This window comes from Bradyrhizobium sp. 147, from assembly GCF_023073935.1.
In the GTDB taxonomy this organism is placed as follows: Bacteria; Pseudomonadota; Alphaproteobacteria; order Rhizobiales; family Xanthobacteraceae; genus Bradyrhizobium.
Genome location: NZ_JADPKL010000077.1, coordinates 81,903 through 99,386 on the forward strand (window position 1 = coordinate 81,903; position 17,484 = coordinate 99,386).

General features: G+C 64.1%; 14 protein-coding genes and 1 pseudogene. 11 read left to right on the plus strand and 4 right to left on the minus strand.

Annotation, left to right across the window (positions count from 1 at the left end):
• The first annotated feature begins 81 nt into the window (after positions 1 to 81).
• The 6 genes and pseudogenes from IVA87_RS17125 to IVA87_RS17150 all read left to right on the plus strand — a co-directional run bounded on the left by IVA87_RS17125 (position 82) and on the right by IVA87_RS17150 (position 5,366).
• Positions 82 to 498 (plus strand): nuclear transport factor 2 family protein, encoded by a 417-nt coding sequence (locus IVA87_RS17125; protein WP_247334348.1) that lies wholly within the window; start codon positions 82 to 84, stop codon positions 496 to 498.
• 50 nt (positions 499 to 548) lie between these two features.
• Positions 549 to 2,015 (plus strand): annotated as a pseudogene (locus tag IVA87_RS17130) (NAD(P)/FAD-dependent oxidoreductase).
• Positions 2,016 to 2,174: 159 nt separating this feature from the next.
• Positions 2,175 to 2,330, plus strand: a complete 156-nt coding sequence (locus tag IVA87_RS17135) for a hypothetical protein (RefSeq protein ID WP_007612486.1) — start codon at positions 2,175 to 2,177, stop codon at positions 2,328 to 2,330.
• 128 nt (positions 2,331 to 2,458) lie between these two features.
• Complete coding sequence (locus IVA87_RS17140; RefSeq protein WP_247334349.1) at positions 2,459 to 3,388, plus strand: aspartyl/asparaginyl beta-hydroxylase domain-containing protein; 930 nt, start codon at positions 2,459 to 2,461, stop codon at positions 3,386 to 3,388.
• Positions 3,389 to 3,401: 13 nt separating this feature from the next.
• Positions 3,402 to 3,860, plus strand: coding sequence for a nuclear transport factor 2 family protein (locus tag IVA87_RS17145; RefSeq protein WP_247334350.1), 459 nt, complete (start codon positions 3,402 to 3,404; stop codon positions 3,858 to 3,860).
• Between the two features lie 165 nt (positions 3,861 to 4,025).
• Positions 4,026 to 5,366, plus strand: coding sequence for an MFS transporter (locus IVA87_RS17150; RefSeq protein ID WP_247334351.1), 1,341 nt, complete (start codon positions 4,026 to 4,028; stop codon positions 5,364 to 5,366).
• A gap of 61 nt (positions 5,367 to 5,427) precedes the next feature.
• Here IVA87_RS17150 and IVA87_RS17155 read toward each other — a convergent pair whose 3' ends face one another.
• The 3 genes from IVA87_RS17155 to galE all read right to left on the minus strand — a co-directional run bounded on the left by IVA87_RS17155 (position 5,428) and on the right by galE (position 9,102).
• Positions 5,428 to 6,129 carry a fumarylacetoacetate hydrolase family protein gene (locus IVA87_RS17155; RefSeq protein ID WP_247334352.1) on the minus strand — a complete coding sequence of 234 codons (702 nt, stop codon included), beginning with the start codon at positions 6,127 to 6,129 and terminating at the stop codon, positions 5,428 to 5,430.
• A 38-nt stretch (positions 6,130 to 6,167) separates the two neighbouring features.
• Positions 6,168 to 7,970, minus strand: a complete 1,803-nt coding sequence (locus tag IVA87_RS17160) for an ABC transporter ATP-binding protein (protein ID WP_247334353.1) — start codon at positions 7,968 to 7,970, stop codon at positions 6,168 to 6,170.
• A 118-nt stretch (positions 7,971 to 8,088) separates the two neighbouring features.
• The gene (gene galE, locus IVA87_RS17165; RefSeq protein ID WP_247334355.1) at positions 8,089 to 9,102 is read right to left on the minus strand and encodes a UDP-glucose 4-epimerase GalE; all 1,014 of its coding nucleotides are present in this window, start codon (positions 9,100 to 9,102) and stop codon (positions 8,089 to 8,091) included.
• A 126-nt stretch (positions 9,103 to 9,228) separates the two neighbouring features.
• Between galE and IVA87_RS17170 the strand changes: the two genes are divergently transcribed.
• Positions 9,229 to 10,266 carry a glycosyltransferase family 4 protein gene (locus tag IVA87_RS17170; RefSeq protein WP_247334357.1) on the plus strand — a complete coding sequence of 346 codons (1,038 nt, stop codon included), beginning with the start codon at positions 9,229 to 9,231 and terminating at the stop codon, positions 10,264 to 10,266.
• Between the two features lie 179 nt (positions 10,267 to 10,445).
• Here IVA87_RS17170 and waaF read toward each other — a convergent pair whose 3' ends face one another.
• Positions 10,446 to 11,516, minus strand: coding sequence for a lipopolysaccharide heptosyltransferase II (waaF, locus tag IVA87_RS17175; protein WP_247334359.1), 1,071 nt, complete (start codon positions 11,514 to 11,516; stop codon positions 10,446 to 10,448).
• A 157-nt stretch (positions 11,517 to 11,673) separates the two neighbouring features.
• On the opposite strand from waaF, the gene rfaD reads away from it, so the two are divergent.
• The 4 genes from rfaD to IVA87_RS17195 all read left to right on the plus strand — a co-directional run bounded on the left by rfaD (position 11,674) and on the right by IVA87_RS17195 (position 17,464).
• Entirely contained in the window at positions 11,674 to 12,654 is a 981-nt protein-coding gene (gene rfaD, locus IVA87_RS17180) for an ADP-glyceromanno-heptose 6-epimerase (RefSeq protein WP_247334361.1), read from the plus strand.
• Between the two features lie 28 nt (positions 12,655 to 12,682).
• Positions 12,683 to 14,167 carry a D-glycero-beta-D-manno-heptose-7-phosphate kinase gene (rfaE1, locus tag IVA87_RS17185; protein ID WP_247334363.1) on the plus strand — a complete coding sequence of 495 codons (1,485 nt, stop codon included), beginning with the start codon at positions 12,683 to 12,685 and terminating at the stop codon, positions 14,165 to 14,167.
• On the plus strand, positions 14,164 to 15,450 hold the full coding sequence (locus tag IVA87_RS17190) for an O-antigen ligase family protein (protein ID WP_247334365.1): 1,287 nt from the start codon (positions 14,164 to 14,166) through the stop codon (positions 15,448 to 15,450). Before rfaE1 ends, IVA87_RS17190 begins: the two co-directional genes overlap by 4 nt.
• Positions 15,451 to 15,550: 100 nt before the next feature.
• Positions 15,551 to 17,464 carry an SDR family NAD(P)-dependent oxidoreductase gene (locus IVA87_RS17195; protein WP_247334367.1) on the plus strand — a complete coding sequence of 638 codons (1,914 nt, stop codon included), beginning with the start codon at positions 15,551 to 15,553 and terminating at the stop codon, positions 17,462 to 17,464.
• Positions 17,465 to 17,484 lie beyond the last annotated feature (20 nt).

Genomic DNA, 17,484 nt, shown 5'->3' on the forward strand with positions numbered 1-17,484 from the left:
GCCGCAACAAGTCCGCCACTTTTTGCAGCGGGCGGCCTTTTTTCCGATGTTCATTGTCAAAATGCATATGGAGGAAATGCGATGTCCAGCGAAGCCAACGTTCAGCTCTTGAAGGAAGCCTATCGCCAGTGGAACGACAGCAAGGGCCAAAGCGTCGACTATTGGTTCGACAACGTCATCGGCCCGCAGATCAAGTTCGATTCGATTCCCCGGGGAGCCGAGCCGGTACCTTTCGCCAGGCGTTATGACGACCGGACCGAGCTGCGCGGCTATTTCGACGGCCTGCTTGCTGACTGGAGCATGCAGTACTACACGATGAACGAATACGTTGCGCAGGGCGATGCCGTCGTTGCGCGCGGCGAATGCGCATGGACGAACAAGAAGACCGGAAAGGTCGCGCAGACGCCGAAGGTCGATTTCTGGCGCTTCAAGGACGGCAAGGCGGTCGAGTACCACGAGTTCTTCGATACCGCCTGCGTGGCCGCTGCTGCGGCCTGACGGTTGCAATTTGCCGCGGCGCTGCCATCCTCTGAGCGGGGAGAACCGCCGTGGCCGAAGCCAAAGAACATTTCGACGTGCTGATCGTCGGTGCCGGCCTGTCCGGCATTGGCGCGGGCTATCATTTGCAGACCAAGTGCCCGACGAAGAGCTACGTCATCCTGGAGGGACGCGACTGCATCGGCGGCACCTGGGACCTGTTCCGCTATCCCGGCATCCGATCCGACAGCGACATGTTCACGCTCGGCTATTCGTTCAAGCCGTGAACCGATCCCAAGGCGATCGCCGACGGGCCGCAAATCCTGAACTATGTGCGCGAGACGGCCGCCGAGAACGGCATCGAGAAGCACATCCGCTTCCGTCATCGCGTCAAGCGCGCATCGTGGTCGACGCCGGAGGCGCGCTGGACCGTCGAGGCCGAGCGCACAACAGGCGAGGGCGCAACCGAGTTCGTGCGCTTCACCTGCAATTTCCTGTTCATGTGCTCGGGCTATTACAAATACGAAGCGGGCTACACCCCGGAGTTCAATGGCACGGCGGATTTTCAGGGCCGCATCGTGCATCCGCAGAAATGGACTGAGGACATCGACTATTCGGGCAAGCGCGTCGTCGTGATAGGCTCGGGCGCGACGGCGGTGACGCTGGTGCCGGAGCTCGCCAAGAGGGCGGCGCAGGTCACCATGCTGCAGCGCTCGCCGACCTATGTGGTGTCGCGTCCCGCGCACGATGCCTTCGCCAACAAGCTGCGTCGTAATTTGCCGGCGCGGCTCGCTTATCACCTGATCCGCTGGCGCAATGTGATGTGGGGGACGTTTTTCTTCCAGCTCAGCCGGCGCCGGCCGGCCAAAGTGAAGGACCTCATCCTCAAGGGCGTCAGAAACGCGCTGGGGCCCGACTACGATGTCGCGACCCATTTCACGCCGCGCTACAATCCCTGGGACCAGCGGCTGTGCCTCGTGCCGAACGGCGACTTGTTCAAGGCGATCCGCGAGCAGCGCGCCTCGGTCGTCACCAATGAGATCGATACCTTCACGCGCGATGGCATCCGCCTGAAGGACGGCCGCGAACTTGCAGCCGACATCATCGTGACGGCGACTGGCTTGGTGCTCCAGGTCGTCGGCGGGCTCGAGATCAGCGTCGACGGCCGCGCCGTCGATTTCGCCAACACGCTGACTTACAGGGGCATGATGTATGCCGACGTGCCGAACATGGCCTCGGCGTTCGGTTACACTAACGCGTCGTGGACGCTGAAATGCGATCTCACCTGCGAATATGTCTGCCGGCTCATCAACTACATGGACCGGCACAATTTCCGTCAGTGCATGCCGCACAATGACGATGCCACGATCAGCGCCCAGCCGTCGCTCGACTTCAGTTCGGGTTATGTGCAGCGCTCGATCGCCAGGATGCCGAAGCAAGGCTCGAAGCGGCCGTGGCGGCTGTATCAGAACTACGCACTCGACATCGTCTCGCTGCGCTTCGGGCGGATCGACGACGGCGTGATGCGATATTCCTGACCCTGCCGGTGCTGCGGCGGGTGTCCCTTTCGAGGTGAGCGCGGTGGCGCGATCGCCGCCGGGTTGAGCCTGGCGCAGACCGCACGGTTAACGCCGGCTTAACCGATTGAGTCCTAGCCTGTCTCGGCCGGGGTTACTCGCAAGGCCGAGGTGAGCCCAATGGAAGCCCAGAGAATTGCGGTCGACGCCGTCGTCGCGCTGACCGATTGCGACCGCGACGCCGTCATCGCCTTCATCCGCCGTCTCTATCTCGCCGGCGTCACCGACCCCAAACGCCTGACCTTCAAAGGGCTCCAGGCGCTATCGCGGGCGTGACTGCGTCTCCGTCAGGTTCCATGCTCCCGCTCGCGCCAGTGTGAGTGCAACCCAGCGGTGAATATCTTGCCGCCCCGGTCGGGTCGGGATAGATGACGTCGCCGGCTGGGTCACTGGGGAACGGGGATATGCTGAAACAGCTTTTTGCGCCGCAACTTGTTATCCTTTATGTGCTGGTCGTCTCGACGATTTACGTCCACTTCCGCGGCAAGCAGCGGCTGCGCTTCGCGCGCCAGCTCGGCGACCACTCGACCTATCTCGCGCCCTACAATGTGTTGATGTATGTCGGCTCGGCCGTACCCAACAAGCCGGTGATCTCGGTCGATCAGTTTCCCGAGCTGAAGCTGCTGAGCGAGAACTGGGAGATCATCCGCGACGAGGCGGTGCGCCTGTTCGACGAAGGTTTTATTCGCGCGGCCGCCAACAACAACGACTGGGGCTTCTACTCTTTCTTCAAGAGCGGCTGGAAGCGGTTCTACCTGAAATGGTACGACGATTTCCTGCCGTCGGCGCGCACGCTCTGCCCGAAGACGGTGGAGCTGCTCAACTCGATCCCGAGCGTGCACGGCGCGATGTTCGCGATGCTGCCGCCGGGCGGCAAGCTCGGCGCCCATCGCGATCCGTTCGCGGGCTCGCTGCGCTATCACCTCGGCCTCGTCACGCCGAACTCGAACAAGTGCCGCATCCTGGTCGACGGTGTCGAATGCGTCTGGCGCGACGGCGAAGCCTTCATGTTCGACGAGACCTTCATCCACAGCGCGGAGAATGCGACCGACGTCAACCGCATTATCCTGTTCTGCGACGTCGAGCGGCCGATGAAGTTCGGCTTCATGACCGCCATCAACCGCTGGGTCAGCCACCACATCGTCAAGGCGTCGGCGACCCAGAACGTCGACGGCGAGAATGTCGGCGTGCTCAACAAGGTGTTCGGCAAGCTCTACGAGATCCATCTCGCCAGCCGCAAGGTCAAGGAATGGAACCGCAACGTCTACTACGCGCTGAAATATTCGCTGACCGCGCTGATCCTCGGCCTCATCGTGCTGTCGGCTCTGCGGTGATCAGGGCGTCGCGATGAGCCCCTTGCCGGTCGCGAATACGGACATCGTGCAGTTCTTCCGCCACTGGCTGGAAAGTTTTGCCGGCTATGTCCGGGAGGTTGATTACGCTTCGGCGCGGCCGCTCTTCCATCCGGACGTGCTTGCCTTCGGCACGCATAACGACGTCATCCCTGGTCTTGATCAGTGGGTCTCGACGCAGTGGAATAACGTCTGGCCCAAGACGACCGATTTTCATTTCGTGCTCGATCAGACCTCGATCCTGGCATCCGCCGATGGCACGATGGCGACTGTGATCGCGCCATGGGCAAGCACGGGCTATCATCCCGATGGCAGCCCGTTTCCACGCCCCGGCCGGGCCACGATGGTGTTTGCCAGGAATGGCGAAACGTGGCTGTGCGTGCATTCCCACATGTCGCTCAATCGCGGTGTGCCGCAGGCAAGCCACGCCAATCGGCCCGTGAAGGCTTGGTAGCGCCAAAGCCATCCGGCAGCGTGCGCCGCGGCTTTATTGGCCGACTAAAGTTTTACACTCTCGTTCCACCTCGGCCGGAACCCTTGGAACCTGATCTCGTTTGTTCCTCAAGGAACAACCGGTGAAAAATACGCAACCGGGGGGCTGTCCGGAGGAAACGCTCCCATGGCAACACTCGGCCTTGACGCCACCCGACTTACTCCATCCGAGCATCAGCGCCAGCTTCGTCGCGCGGTGATCGCGTCCACGGTAGGGACCGCGATCGAATGGTATGATTTCTTTCTCTACAGCACCGTCACCGGTCTGGTTTTCGCAAAGCTGTTCTTTCCGCAGTCCGACCCCTGGGTTGGCACGCTGGAGGCGTTTGCGATCTACGCAGTCGGCTTCATCGCGCGCCCGATCGGCGCGGCAATCTTTGGTCACTATGGCGACCGCATCGGCCGCAAGTCGACGCTGATCGCGACGCTGCTCTTGATGGGACTGGCGACCGCCGCGGTGGCCGTGGTGCCGACCTATGCGAGCATCGGCATCTGGGGCGCCGTGATCCTGACCGTGCTGCGATTCATTCAGGGCGTCGGCGTTGGCGGCGAGTGGGGCGGCTCGGTGCTGATGTCGATGGAATGGGCCCGCAGCGACCGATCCCGAGGATTGATCGCGTCATGGCCGCAATTCGGCGTGCCCTGCGGTCTGTTCCTCGCTAATCTCGCCGTGCTGGCGTTCAGCCAGATGGCGGGCGATCAGTTCCTGGCGTGGGGCTGGCGCATTCCATTCGCGCTCAGCATCATCCTGGTCGGCGTCGGCCTTTATATCCGGCTCGGCATCCTCGAAACGCCGGTGTTCTCAAAGCTCGTGGCCGAACGTCAGGTGGACCGCACGCCGATGCTGACCGTGATCCGGGAGTATCCGAAGGAGATTCTGCTGTCCGCCTTTGCGCGCATGTCGGAGCAGGCGCCGTTCTACATCTTCACAGCCTTCGTCTTTTCCTATGGCATCGGCACCTTGCATGTCTCGCGCGACTTCCTGCTGACCGCGGTGCTCTCGGCCTCGGTGCTGTCGTTCGTCTCGATCCCGCTGTGCGGACATATCTCCGATCAGATCGGCCGCAAGAACATGTACATGATCGGCGCTGCCGTGACGGGCATCTTCGGCTTCGTCTATTTCGCGATGCTCAACACCGGATCGGCAACCATCATCTTCCTCGCGATCATCCTGTCGCTGATTCCGCACGACATGCAGTACGGCCCGCAAGCCGCCTTGATCGCCGAGAGCTTTACCGGACGCCTGCGCTACAGCGGCTCGTCGCTTGGCTATCAACTCGCATCCGTGATTGCCGGCGGCCCGGCGCCGCTGATCGCAACCTGGCTGTTCGGCACGTTCCACTCGGCGACCGCGATCGCAATCTACATCGCGATTTGCGCTGTCGTGACGCTGGCCGCGACCGCGATGATGACCGATTACACCGGGAAGGACATCAACGTGGCCGGCGCGCATGAGCGGCGAACTTGAGCGCGTAAAAGCCCCGGACGCGACGTCCGGGGCTTTGCGTTTTCCTTGATTTGAGCTCAGCCTATTCTGGCTGGCCGATCGCGACCTTCAACGTGCCGATGCCGTCGACGCCGCATTCGAGCTTGTCGCCTACCTGGAGCTGCGACACGCCGGCCGGCGTGCCCGTCATGATGATGTCGCCGGCGGCGAGCTTCACCTGCTGCGAGAGCTGCCAGATGATTTCGGGCACGTTCCAGATCAACTCGGTGAGGTCGCCCTTCTGCGCTTCCTTGCCGTTGACCGTGAGCCAGATCTTGCCCTTGGCGGGGTGGCCGATCTTCGATGCCGGCTGAATCGCGGAGCACGGGGCGGAGCCGTCGAACGACTTGCCGATCTCCCACGGCCGCTCCTTCTTGCGCGAGGCGATCTGGAGGTCGCGGCGGGTGAGGTCGATGCCGACTGCGTAGCCGTAGACGTGGTCGAGCGCCTTGTCGGCAGGGATGTTCAGCCCACCGCTCTTCATCGCGACGACCAGCTCGACCTCGTGATGCAGATCCTTGGTCAGGGGCGGATAGGCAATGGTGGCGCCATCAGGCACCAGCATGTCGGCGTGCTTGGCGAAGAAGAACGGCGGGGCGCGCTCGTCATTGCCCATCTCGCGGATGTGCTCGAGATAATTGCGACCGACACACCAGATGCGGCGCACCGGATAGCGGCCGCTCTCACCGACGACGGGAAGCGAAGCCTGGGGCGGAAGCGGAATCACGTAGGAGGCGGCGTTCATGGAGCGGGTCTCGCGGCTCTTGAGGTTGACAAGGAACTCTATGCGGTTGCGCTGATCGGCGCCAGAGCGCCGGAATGGTGATGCTGCAGGCGGAAGAACGACGCATAGCGCCCGCCGCGGCGCAGCAGATCGTCGTGCCGGCCGTGCTCGACGATCTCGCCGCCCTCGACCACCAGGATGCGGTCTGCGTGCATGATGGTGTGCAGGCGGTGCGCGATCACGATGGTGGTGCGGTTCTGGCAGAGATGCTCGATCGCCTCCTGCACTTGCCGCTCGGACTCCGAATCGAGCGCGGCGGTGGCTTCGTCCAAGAGGATGATCGGCGCGTTCTTGATCAACGCACGCGCCACCGCGATGCGCTGGCGCTGGCCGCCCGACAGCTGCGTGCCGTGCTCGCCGACGGGCGTGTCGTAGCCGAGCGGGAAACCCATGATGAAATCATGTGCGCAGGCCGCTTTTGCGGCCTCGATGATTTCCTGTTCGCTCGCGCCCGGCCTTCCGAAGGCGATATTGCTGCGGATGGTGTCGCGGAACAGATAGACGTCCTGGCCGACATAGGCGGTCTGGGCTCGGAGTGATTTTCGCGACACTGACGAGATCGACTGCCCGTCGATCACGATCTCGCCTTGCGTCACCTCGTGGAAGCGCAAGAGCAGCGCCAGCACGGTCGACTTGCCGCCGCCGGACGGGCCGACCAGCGCGGTGACCTTGCCCGGCTCGGCGACGAAGCTCATGCGGTTGAGCACGCTCTCGCCTGAGCGATAGGAGAAGCTCACGTCGCGCAGCTCGATGCGGGCATCTGACAGCTTCAGCGCCGGCTTGTCGTCATCGGACTGCTCGCTCGCCGGACTGTCGACGACCTCGAGCAGCATGCGCGCGCCGACCAACTGGCTGTTCAGGTCGATGTTGAGCCGCGCCAGCCGCTTGGCCGGCTCGGTCGCCATCAGGAATGCCGTCATGAAAGAGAAGAACGCGCCGGGCGTCGCATTGAGCGCGACCACGCTGTAGCCGCCATAGAGCAGGCAGCCGGCAACGGCGAATCCGCCTAGCATCTCCATCAGCGGATTGGAGCGGTTGGCGACGCGGGCCATCTTGTTGGCATTGCGCTCGACGATCGCGATGTTCTCGTCGATGCGCTTCTGCATGGTGTCTTCGAGCGTGAACGCCTTCACGGTGCGGATGCCCTGCAGCGATTCCTGCATGGTTTCCATGATATCGGCGGTGCCGGTGAACTGGTTATGCGCGAGACCCTTGATGCGCTTGACCAGCTTGCGCAGCACCAGCATCGCAGGTGGCACCGCGACGAGGCCGATGAACGACATCATCGGGTCCTGCCATACCATCACGCCGATCATAGCAAGCAGCATCAATAGGTCACGCCCGACGGCGTTGACCAGCATGTTGAGCACGTCGGTGATGGACTTGGCGCCGGCGGTCAGCCGCGCCAGAAATTCGGACGAATGCCGCTCGGAGAAGAAGCCGACGCTTTCGCGCATCAGCTTGGCGAAGAGCTGACGCTGGTTGGTAGCGAGGATGGCGTTGGAGATCTTGGTCAAGATCACCATGTGGCCGTAGGTCGCGACGCCCTTGATGAACAGCAGCACCACCGTGATGGCCGAAAACATCGCGATGCCTGGAATGTTCTTGTCGACATAGGCCTGATTGATGACCTGGCCGAGCACGTAGGTCGCGCCTGCGGTCGCGCCGGCGGCGAGCGCCATCAGCGCGAAGGCGACGAGGTAGCGCCTCCAGTAAACGACCCCTTGTTCCAAGACCAGGCGGCGAATCAACACCGCTGCTGCATAGGGGTCGTCAGTGATTTTCTTTGGGAACTGGGCCATCCGGTGTCCATTGACGGCGCGGGACAAAGCCTGCCCGTGCGTCAGGGATCGATGGGCCTCTGTGCCCGCTCGGCTACAGTTTTTCAAGCCCAATTAAGGGCTTGCGCTCGGGTTGATTCTAGGCCGAGACGGCGTGGCGGAGCTCGCCATGGCGCTCGCGGAACAGCTTGTCCTCCCATGCCAGAGCGTGCGCGGCGATGGTCTCGAGGTCATCATACTGTGGGTGCCAGTCGAGCAGGCCGCGGATGCGGCTGGTGTCGGCGACCATGGTCATGATGTCGCCAGGCCGGCGCGCGGCGTATTGCACGGCGAAGCTGCGGCCCGAAACCCGCCGCACCGCGTCGATGGTCTCCAGCACCGAATAGCCACGGCCATAGCCGCAATTGAGCGTCGTCGAGGCGCCGCCATTGCGCAAATAGGCCAGCGCCGAGCGATGCGCCTGCGAGAGGTCGGTCACGTGGATGAAATCGCGGATGCAGCTGCCGTCCGGGGTTGGATAGTCCGTGCCGAACACGTCGATCTTGGCGCGCTGGCCGGTCGCGGCTTCAACTGCGATCTTGAGCAGATGCGTGGCGCCGGCGGTGGCAAGGCCGATGCGCGCCTGCGGATCGGCGCCGGCGACGTTGAAGTAGCGCAAGGTCACATATTGCATGCCGTAGGCGGCAGCGACGTCATGCAGCATGATTTCGGTCATCAGCTTCGACGAGCCGTAAGGCGACAGCGGTCGCGTCGGCGCATGCTCGGGCACCGGCACCTGGTCAGGATCGCCGTAGACGGCGGCGGTCGAGGAGAAGATGAAGCGGCTGATGCCGCGCTTGACCGCGACGTTGAGCAGATTGCGCGAGGTCATGAAGTTGTTGCGATAATAGCCGAGCGGATCGCGCATCGAATCCGGCACGACGACCGAGCCCGCGAAATGGATGATGCTCTCGATGTCGTGCTGCGCGATCACGCCTTCGAGCAGGTTCTCGTCGCCGGCATCGCCGATGAACAGCGGCACGCCTTCCGGCAGATAGGTGGAAAAACCCGTGGAGAGATCGTCGATCACGACGACGTCCTCGCCGGCTTCCGCCAGCGCCAGGACCGTGTGACTTCCGATATAGCCGGCGCCGCCGGTGACTAGCACAGTCATGATCTCACCCGTCTTCGATCAACGCCTAAAACTACCGCCCGCGTGGTGAAGAGGGGGTATCGGCGCGGCTGAACTGGTCACTATGCTTAATGTTGCGTATAGGGATCTTTCGAAACGGAGCATGACGTGGCGAATTTCCCCGGCGATCTCGAAGTGATCGTGCCAAATCTGCACAGGCGCTATTCCGGGGTCACCGCGACCAATCGGATGGTGGCGCCGCGGCTCGCAAGGCTATTTCGCGCGGCCTGGTTCGGCTCCGATGCGCCGGCGGGGATCGGCCGCCTGAGCGCTGCGGATTTTCTGAAGCTATGGCGGCGCAAGGCGCCGCTGATCTGGCATGCGCGGCGCAACAACGAGATGATCGCCGGCGTCGCGTTGCGCGCGCTCGGCTGGCCCCTGAAGCTCGTGTTCACTTCGGCGGCGCAGCGGCATCACAGCTGGATCACGCGCTGGCTGATCCGGCGCATGGATGCGATCATCGCAACGAGCGACATCTCGGCATCCTTCCTGAAAGTGAAGGCAACCGTGATCCCGCATGGTGTCGACACCGACGTCTACGCACCGCCGACAGATCGCGCCGCGGCCTTCGCCGAAGCCGCGCTGCCCGGCCGCTACGCAATCGGCTGCTTCGGCCGCGTGCGCGCCCAGAAGGGCACCGACGTATTCGTCGATGCGATGTGCCGGCTGCTGCCGCGCCATCCGGATTTCTCCGCTGTGATCGTCGGCCAGGTCACGCCCGAGCAGACGCGCTTTGCCAACGACCTGAAGCAGCGCATCGAGACAGCCGGCCTGCAATCGCGCATCGTCATCACAGGCGAATTGCCGATCGAAGCGGTGCAGCGCTGGTATCAACGCTTGACGATCTACGCCTTCACCTCACGCAACGAAGGTTTTGGCCTGACGCTGATCGAAGCGATGGCGGCCGGCAGCGCCCTCGTCGCCGCACGCGCCGGCGCGGCCGAACTCGTGGTCGAGGATGGCGTGACCGGCGTGCTGGTGCCGCCGGGCGATGTCGATGCGCTGGTCGCCGCGCTGGAGCCGTTGATGCGAGATGTGGACGCCGCGACCGCGATGGGCGCGCGCGGGCGGGCGCGGGTGCTCGCAAAGTTCAGCCTGGATGCGGAGGCGGCGCGGATCGGCGAGATCTATCGGCCGCTGCTCTGAACCGGTTTTTTTCACGACGCCAAACAAAAAGCGCGAAAACAACCCCATGCACAGTAGCCGGGAGTAGCAAAATCAACGGGTTGGCCGCCGGCGCGATGTTTTGCGGATTTTTCGAATCGTGTTTGACTTGTCTGGCAAAAACACTGGCAGGATGTCATCATCGGCAATGGCCGGATCGCTCACGTCGTCGCCCGCGCTTCGGCTTCACTCAGCACCCGCTGCGCAATCGCGACCACCTCGCCCGCCGCGATGTCGCGCATGCAGCGGTGGTCGTTCATCTTGCAGATCGTGCTCTGGCAGGGCTGACAGGACAGCACGCTCTTGTTCTGAACCACGGTGGCGGCAAGGCCGTTCAGTGGGGCCCAGAGATAGGGGTCGGTTGGCCCGAAGATGCCCATGGTGGGCGTGCCCAGGGCGGCTGCGATGTGCATCAGGCCGGAATCGTTGGAGATCGCGACGCCGGCGGCGGCCATGGCCAGCACGCCGTTGCGCAGATCGTTGCCGGTGAGGTCTCGCACCCCCGCGCCGCCGGCCGCGACGATCTCCTGGGCGAGGCCTTTCTCGGCGGGGCCGCCGACCACCCAGACCTCCAGGCCGCGCTCGACCAGCAAACGGGCGGTCTCGGGATAGTAGGTCCAGCGTTTGGACACACCGACCGAGCCGGGGGCCAGCGCTACGGCTGCGCCGGCGCCGAGGCCATTGGCCTGCCGCCAGCGGGCGATCTCCTCGGCCGGGACCCGCAATTGCGGCACCGGCCATTCCGGAGGCAGTCGCGCGCCATCGGGCTGGGCGAGGGCGGCGTTCTTGTCGATGAAGCGCGGCAGCTTCTTCTCGCCCCAGCGCCAGCGGTTGAGCAGGCCGAACCGGAACTCGCCGACGAAGCCGACCCGTTCGGGAATGCCCGCCAGCGCGGGCGCGATGGCCGCCTTCCAGGTCCGGGGCAGCACCAAGGCGGTGCCGTAGTTCCGCTCGCGCAGGCGTTTTGCCAGGCTGAGCTGGCGGCCAATTGCGAGCCGGCCGCGCGGCAGGTCCCAAACGACGCCAGCACGCACGCCGGGCATGTAATCGACCAGCGGGGCGCACAGCGAGGTGGTCAGGAGATCGACCGGCCGGTTTGGCCATCGCTGATTTAGAACCCGCACGACGGTGTGATTCCGGACGAAATCGCCGATCCACATGTAGGGAATGATCAGGATCGGGCGCGTGTCGTCCCGGTCTGCAAGTTCACCAAGTTGCGAATTCTGATTCATTCTTAATACAATCGGGCGAGCTGATAAGGGCGCTCGGTTAGCCGCTCCCAGCCAGCAGGTAAAGCCGGCTGAGGAACGATCCCAAAACCGCTTACACTTTGGCAGATCATGCGCTACGGCAGGACCGGGCATTCAGAAAATCGGGCAGGTAGGTGGAATGTTGCTGGTGACCGGCGGGGCCGGTTTTATCGGATCGAACGTCGTCGCCGCGCTGAACCAGGCCGGCCGCAGCGACGTCGTGGTCTGCGATCTCCTCGGCTCTGACGGCAAATGGCGCAATCTCGCCAAGCGGCAGCTTGTGGATATCGTCCCGCCGGCCGAACTGGAGGGCTGGCTGAAGGGCCGCAAGCTCGACGCAATGATCCATCTTGGTGCGATTTCCGAGACCACCGCGACCGACGGCGATCTCGTGATCGAGACCAATTTCCGGCTCTCGATGCGCCTGTTGGACTGGTGCACGGCCAATGCGGTGCCGTTCATCTATGCCTCATCGGCCGCGACCTATGGCGATGGCGCGGATGGCTTTGACGACGATTCCTCGCTGCCGGCGCTGAAAAAGCTGCGGCCGATGAATCTGTACGGCTGGAGCAAGCACCTGTTCGACCTCGCTGTTGCCGAGCGCGTAGCGAGGGGCGACCGGCTCCCGCCGCAATGGGCGGGCCTGAAATTCTTCAACGTGTTCGGCCCCAACGAATACCACAAGGGCTCGATGATGAGCGTGCTGGCGCGCCGCTTCGATGAGGTGAAAGCGGGCCGCGTCGTGCAATTATTCAAGTCGCATCGCGAAGGCATTGCCGACGGCGACCAGCGCCGCGACTTCATCTATGTCGACGACGTCGTGCGCGTCGTCATGTGGCTGCTGGCGACGCCGTCGGTCTCCGGCCTCTTCAACGTCGGGACCGGCAAGGCGCGCAGTTTCAAGGACCTGATGTTGGCAGCCTATGCAGCCCTCGGCAAAAGCCCCAACATCGAATACATCGACATGCCCGAGGCGATCCGGGGCAGCTATCAATACTTCACCCAGAGCAAGGTCGATCGTCTCCACCGCGCCGGCTATAACGGTGGCTTCACGACGCTTGAGGACGCGGTCAAGGCCTATGTCGGGGATTATCTCGACCGGCCCGACCGCTTCCGCTGAGGCCCCAAGGACCTGAGGCCCAAAGATCATGCCGACACCCATCCTCGATTTCGATGCTCTCGCACAAGCCATCAGCGGCCGCACGGTGCTGTGCATCGGCGACATCATGCTGGACGAGTTCGTCTATGGCGAGGTGTCGCGAATCTCGCCGGAAGCGCCCGCGCCGGTGATCTCGGCACAGCGCAGCGAGATCCATATCGGCGGCGCCGGCAATGTCGCGCGCAACGTCGCCTCCCTCGGCGCGCGCTGCATCTTCGTCGGGCTCATCGGCGAGGACGATGCGGGCAGGCGGCTCGCCTCGGCGCTGGCGGAGTACGCCGGCATCGACAGCGTTCTGGTGAGCGACGCCTCGCGCCCGACCACGCGAAAAGTCCGCTTTGTTTCCGAGCATTTTTCCACGCACATGCTGCGTGCCGATTGGGAGCAGGCGGGGCCTGCCTCCGATGCGACCGAGACGAAGCTGATCGAGGCGATCCTGCCGCAGATCGCGCGCGCCGACGTCGTGCTGCTGTCCGACTACGCCAAGGGCGTGCTGACCGCACGCGTGATCCGCCACACCATCGACGCCGCGCGAAAGCTCGGCAAGCCCGTCATCGTCGACCCCAAGAGCCTGAACTGGGCGATTTATCGTGGCGCCACGCTGCTCACGCCCAACCGCAGGGAGTTTTCGGAGGCGACGCGGAGCCGCGCCGACAGCACGCAGAGCATCGCCGATGCCGGCGAGGACGTGATGCGGCTCGCCGATTGCGAGGCGATCCTGGTCACGCTGGGCGAGCACGGCATGACGCTGGTGCCGCGCAGCGGCGAGGCGGTCCATGTTCCGGCGTTCCCGGTGAAGGTGCGCGACGTCTCCGGTGCCGGCGACACCGTCGCCGCGGCGCTTGCGGTGTCGCTCGCAGCGGGCGCGGACTGGGACACGGCGCTGCGCATGGCCAATGCCGCCGCCGCCGTCGCCGTCGGCAAGCAGGGCACCGCCACCGTGAGCGCGGCCGAGCTGCGACGAAAGATCCTGCCCCACGCCTATCTCGCCGCCGAGGTGAAGATCGTGCTCGAGCCGGACGCGCTGGACGCGCAACTCGCCGAATGGGCGAGGCAGGGCCAGCGGGTCGGCTTCACCAATGGCTGTTTCGACATCCTCCACCCCGGCCACGTCAAGGTGCTGACCGCGGCGCGGGCCGCCTGTGACCGCCTGATCGTGGGTCTCAACAGCGACGCGTCGGTGCGGCGGCTGAAGGGCGCCGATCGTCCGGTCCAGGACGAGCGCGCGCGTGCCGAGGTGCTGGCCGCGCTCGAGGCCGTCGATCTCGTCGTCATCTTCGAGGAGGACACGCCGATCGAGCTGATCACCAAGATCAAGCCGGCTGTGCTGGTGAAGGGCGGCGACTATACCCGCGAGCAGGTGGTCGGCCACGAGATCGTCGAGGCCACGGGCGGGACGGTCGTGCTGGTCGACATCCTCCAGGGCTTCAGCACCACCGCGCTGGTGCATCGCGCGCGGGGAGGGAGCAAGTGACGGCGCTCGCCCGCGAGACGACGAGCCATATGCTCTTGAGGCGCCTGCGCAGCCCGGCGGCCTGGTGCGAGACGGTCGACATATTCGCGGTGCTGACCGCGGCTTCGCTGCCCTGGTCGACATCGCTCGCGGGGATATTCAATGCCCTCATGCTGCTGTGCATGGTGCCGTTTCTCGACGTCCGCGCATTCCTGCAGTCGCTGAAGCGTCCCATCTGCGTTGCGCCGATTGCGCTGGTCGTTCTCGCGCTGGCGGGGACGCTGTGGTCGGACGCGTCCTGGGGCGCGCGCCTATATGCGGTCAACCCAACCGTCAAGCTGCTCGTGCTGCCCGTCCTGCTCTACCATTTCGAGCGCTCGCGGCGCGGGCATTGGGTGATCGTCGCGTTCCTGGTGTCCTGCGCGCTGTTGTCGGTGATGTCGTGGCTGGTCGCCTTCTATCCCAACCTCGCGCTCAAGACCGACCCGCCCGAACGCGGCATCTTCGTCAAAAACTACATCGACCAGAGCCAGGAATTCACGCTATGCGCGGTCGCGCTCGCCTATCCAATCGTGATGCTGCTGCGCCAGAAGTGCTACTGGCTCGCCGGGCTACTCACCGCGCTCGCACTCAGTTTCTTCGTCAACATGGTCTTCGTAGTGGTATCGCGCACCGCGCTCGTCACCATTCCGATTCTGTTCGGCGTGTTCGCGCTGCTTCACCTCAAAGGCCGCAGCATAGCGATCGTTGCCGCCGTTCTGCTCGCCGGCGCCGTTCTGGCCTGGCAGGCTTCGCCGCATTTGCGGCAGACCGCCGAGAGGTTCGCCAGGGATTACACCGGCTATGTGGAAAGGGGCGAGCCGACCTCGATGGGCATGCGGCTCGAGTTCTGGCGGAAATCGCTCGGCTTCTTCGCGGAGGCGCCGATCTTCGGCCACGGCACAGGCTCGACGCGCGGATTGTTCCAGCGGGTCGCGACGCCCCGCGGTCAGTACCAGGCATCCGCCGAAGTGATCGGCAATCCCCATAACCAGACGCTGAACGTCGCCGTGCAATGGGGCGCTGTCGGCATCGCCGTTCTCTATGCGATCTGGATCCTGCATCTGCTGTTGTTTCGCGGCGAGGGGCTTGCCGACTGGATCGGGCTGCTGGTGGTGGTGCAGAACGTCTTCACCTCGCTGTTCAACTCCCATCTGTTCGACTTCCACGAGGGCTGGATGTACGTCATCGGCGTCGGCGTTGCCGGCGGGATGGTGATCCGGGCACGACAGGCGGATGCGAAGGCGGGGGACTGCGGTTCCTGAACGGCCGGCGCGCGGTTGCTACGCTCTGACTGGCATGTCTTGCCGAGATGGGCTATCAGCGCCGTCAGGTTGCACCTAACTGGGTTTCATCGGCCGGCGGATGACGCGTCTTTCGCATCTCACCTCGCGCAATTTCCTGATCGCGCTGCACGACGTGCTTGCGACCACGGCGGCACTTTTTGCCGCCTTCTATCTGCGATTCGAGGGTGGTGACGACTTCTTCGCGCGCCTGCCGCTCCTGTTCCACATCCTACCCTACTTCCTCGGCTTGGCCGTGGTCGTGTTCTTCCTTTTCAACCTGACCACGACGAAGTGGCGCTTCATCTCGCTGCCGGATGCGCTGAACATCATCCGCGCCGCGACCGTGCTGACGCTCGCTCTGCTGGTGCTGGACTACATCTTCGTCGCGCCCAACGTCCGCGGCAGCTTCTTCGTCGGCAAGGTGACCATCGTCCTCTACTGGTTTCTCGAGATCGGCTTCCTCAGCGCGTTGCGCATGACCTACCGCTACTTCCGCTATACGCGGGTGCGGCGTCATGCGCGCACCGAGGACGCCGCGCCGACGCTGCTGATCGGCCGGACTGCGGATGCCGAGGTGCTGTTGCGCGGCATCGAGAGCGGGGCGATTAAGCGGATCTGGCCGGTCGGCATATTGTCGCCCTCGCGCGCCGATCTGGGCCAGCTCATCCGCAACGTGCCGGTGCTGGGCGGCATCGACGATTTCGAGGACGTCATCGCGGACTTTTCCAAGCGCGACAAGCCGATCGCCCGCATCGTGATGACGTCGTCGGCGTTCGAGCCGGAAGCCCATCCCGAATCGGTCCTGATGCGGGCACGCAAGTTAGGCGTGATCGTGAGCCGCATGCCCTCGCTGGAGAGCGGCGAGGCGCCACGGCTCACTGCGGTCGCGGTCGAGGATCTCTTGTTGCGGCCGAGCGAGAAGATCGACTATGCGCGCCTGGAAGCGCTGATCAAGGGCAAGGCGGTGATCGTCACCGGCGGCGGCGGCTCGATCGGATCCGAGATATGCGAGCGCGTGGTCACCTTCGGTGCTGCACGCGTGCTGATTCTGGAGAATTCCGAGCCGGCACTCTACGCCGTCACGGAGACGCTCGCCGCGCACGGCTCCGGCGCTGCGATCGAAGGGCGGATTGCCGACATCCGCGACCGCGAGCGCATCATACGCCTCATGGCCGAGTTCAAGCCGGACATCGTGTTTCACGCCGCGGCCCTCAAGCACGTGCCGATCCTCGAGCGCGACTGGAGCGAGGGAGTCAAGACCAACATCTTCGGCTCGATCAACGTCGCCGATGCCGCGCTTGCCGCAGGCGCCGAAGCGATGGTGATGATCTCGACCGACAAGGCGATCGAGCCGGTATCGATGCTCGGCCTGACCAAGCGCTTCGCCGAGATGTATTGCCAGGCGCTCGACCATGATCTGGCAGTAGCGAGCGGCGGCGCCAGGCCGCCGATGCGGCTGATCTCGGTGCGGTTCGGCAATGTGCTGGCTTCGAACGGCTCGGTGGTGCCGAAGTTCAAAGCCCAGATCGAGGCCGGCGGCCCCGTCACCGTCACCCATCCCGACATGGTCCGCTATTTCATGACCATCCGGGAGGCTTGCGATCTCGTCATCACGGCGGCGACGCACGCACTCGGACAGACGCGGCCGGATGTCTCGGTCTACGTCCTCAACATGGGACAGCCGGTGAAGATTGTCGAGCTCGCTGAGCGCATGATCCGCCTCTCGGGCCTTGAGCCCGGCTACGACATCGACATCGTGTTCACGGGCATGCGGCCGGGCGAGCGGCTGTACGAGATCCTATTCGCCTCCGAGGAGCCGACCCGCGAGATTGGCGTTGCCGGCATTATGGCGGCGCAGCCGAACGAACCGCCGATGCAGACGCTGCGCAAATGGATTGCGTCGCTAGAGCAGGCGATCGCGCGCGACGATCGCGCCACCATCAGGACCATCCTGAAGGATGCGGTTCCCGAATTCGGGTCGACCGCGGCCTGATCGTGCCGGTCGACGGATGG

What these genes read in the sequence shown, in the direction of transcription:
- IVA87_RS17125 (WP_247334348.1), top strand. Translation starts at nt 82, where the DNA reads ATGTCCAGCGAAGCCAACGTTCAGCTCTTGAAGGAAGCCTATCGCCAG.
- IVA87_RS17135 (WP_007612486.1), top strand. Translation starts at nt 2,175, where the DNA reads ATGGAAGCCCAGAGAATTGCGGTCGACGCCGTCGTCGCGCTGACCGAT.
- IVA87_RS17140 (WP_247334349.1), top strand. Translation starts at nt 2,459, where the DNA reads ATGCTGAAACAGCTTTTTGCGCCGCAACTTGTTATCCTTTATGTGCTG.
- IVA87_RS17145 (WP_247334350.1), top strand. Translation starts at nt 3,402, where the DNA reads ATGAGCCCCTTGCCGGTCGCGAATACGGACATCGTGCAGTTCTTCCGC.
- IVA87_RS17150 (WP_247334351.1), top strand. Translation starts at nt 4,026, where the DNA reads ATGGCAACACTCGGCCTTGACGCCACCCGACTTACTCCATCCGAGCAT.
- IVA87_RS17155 (WP_247334352.1), bottom strand. Translation starts at nt 6,129, where the DNA reads ATGAACGCCGCCTCCTACGTGATTCCGCTTCCGCCCCAGGCTTCGCTT.
- IVA87_RS17160 (WP_247334353.1), bottom strand. Translation starts at nt 7,970, where the DNA reads ATGGCCCAGTTCCCAAAGAAAATCACTGACGACCCCTATGCAGCAGCG.
- galE (WP_247334355.1), bottom strand. Translation starts at nt 9,102, where the DNA reads ATGACTGTGCTAGTCACCGGCGGCGCCGGCTATATCGGAAGTCACACG.
- waaF (WP_247334359.1), bottom strand. Translation starts at nt 11,516, where the DNA reads ATGAATCAGAATTCGCAACTTGGTGAACTTGCAGACCGGGACGACACG.
- rfaD (WP_247334361.1), top strand. Translation starts at nt 11,674, where the DNA reads ATGTTGCTGGTGACCGGCGGGGCCGGTTTTATCGGATCGAACGTCGTC.
- rfaE1 (WP_247334363.1), top strand. Translation starts at nt 12,683, where the DNA reads ATGCCGACACCCATCCTCGATTTCGATGCTCTCGCACAAGCCATCAGC.
- IVA87_RS17195 (WP_247334367.1), top strand. Translation starts at nt 15,551, where the DNA reads ATGACGCGTCTTTCGCATCTCACCTCGCGCAATTTCCTGATCGCGCTG.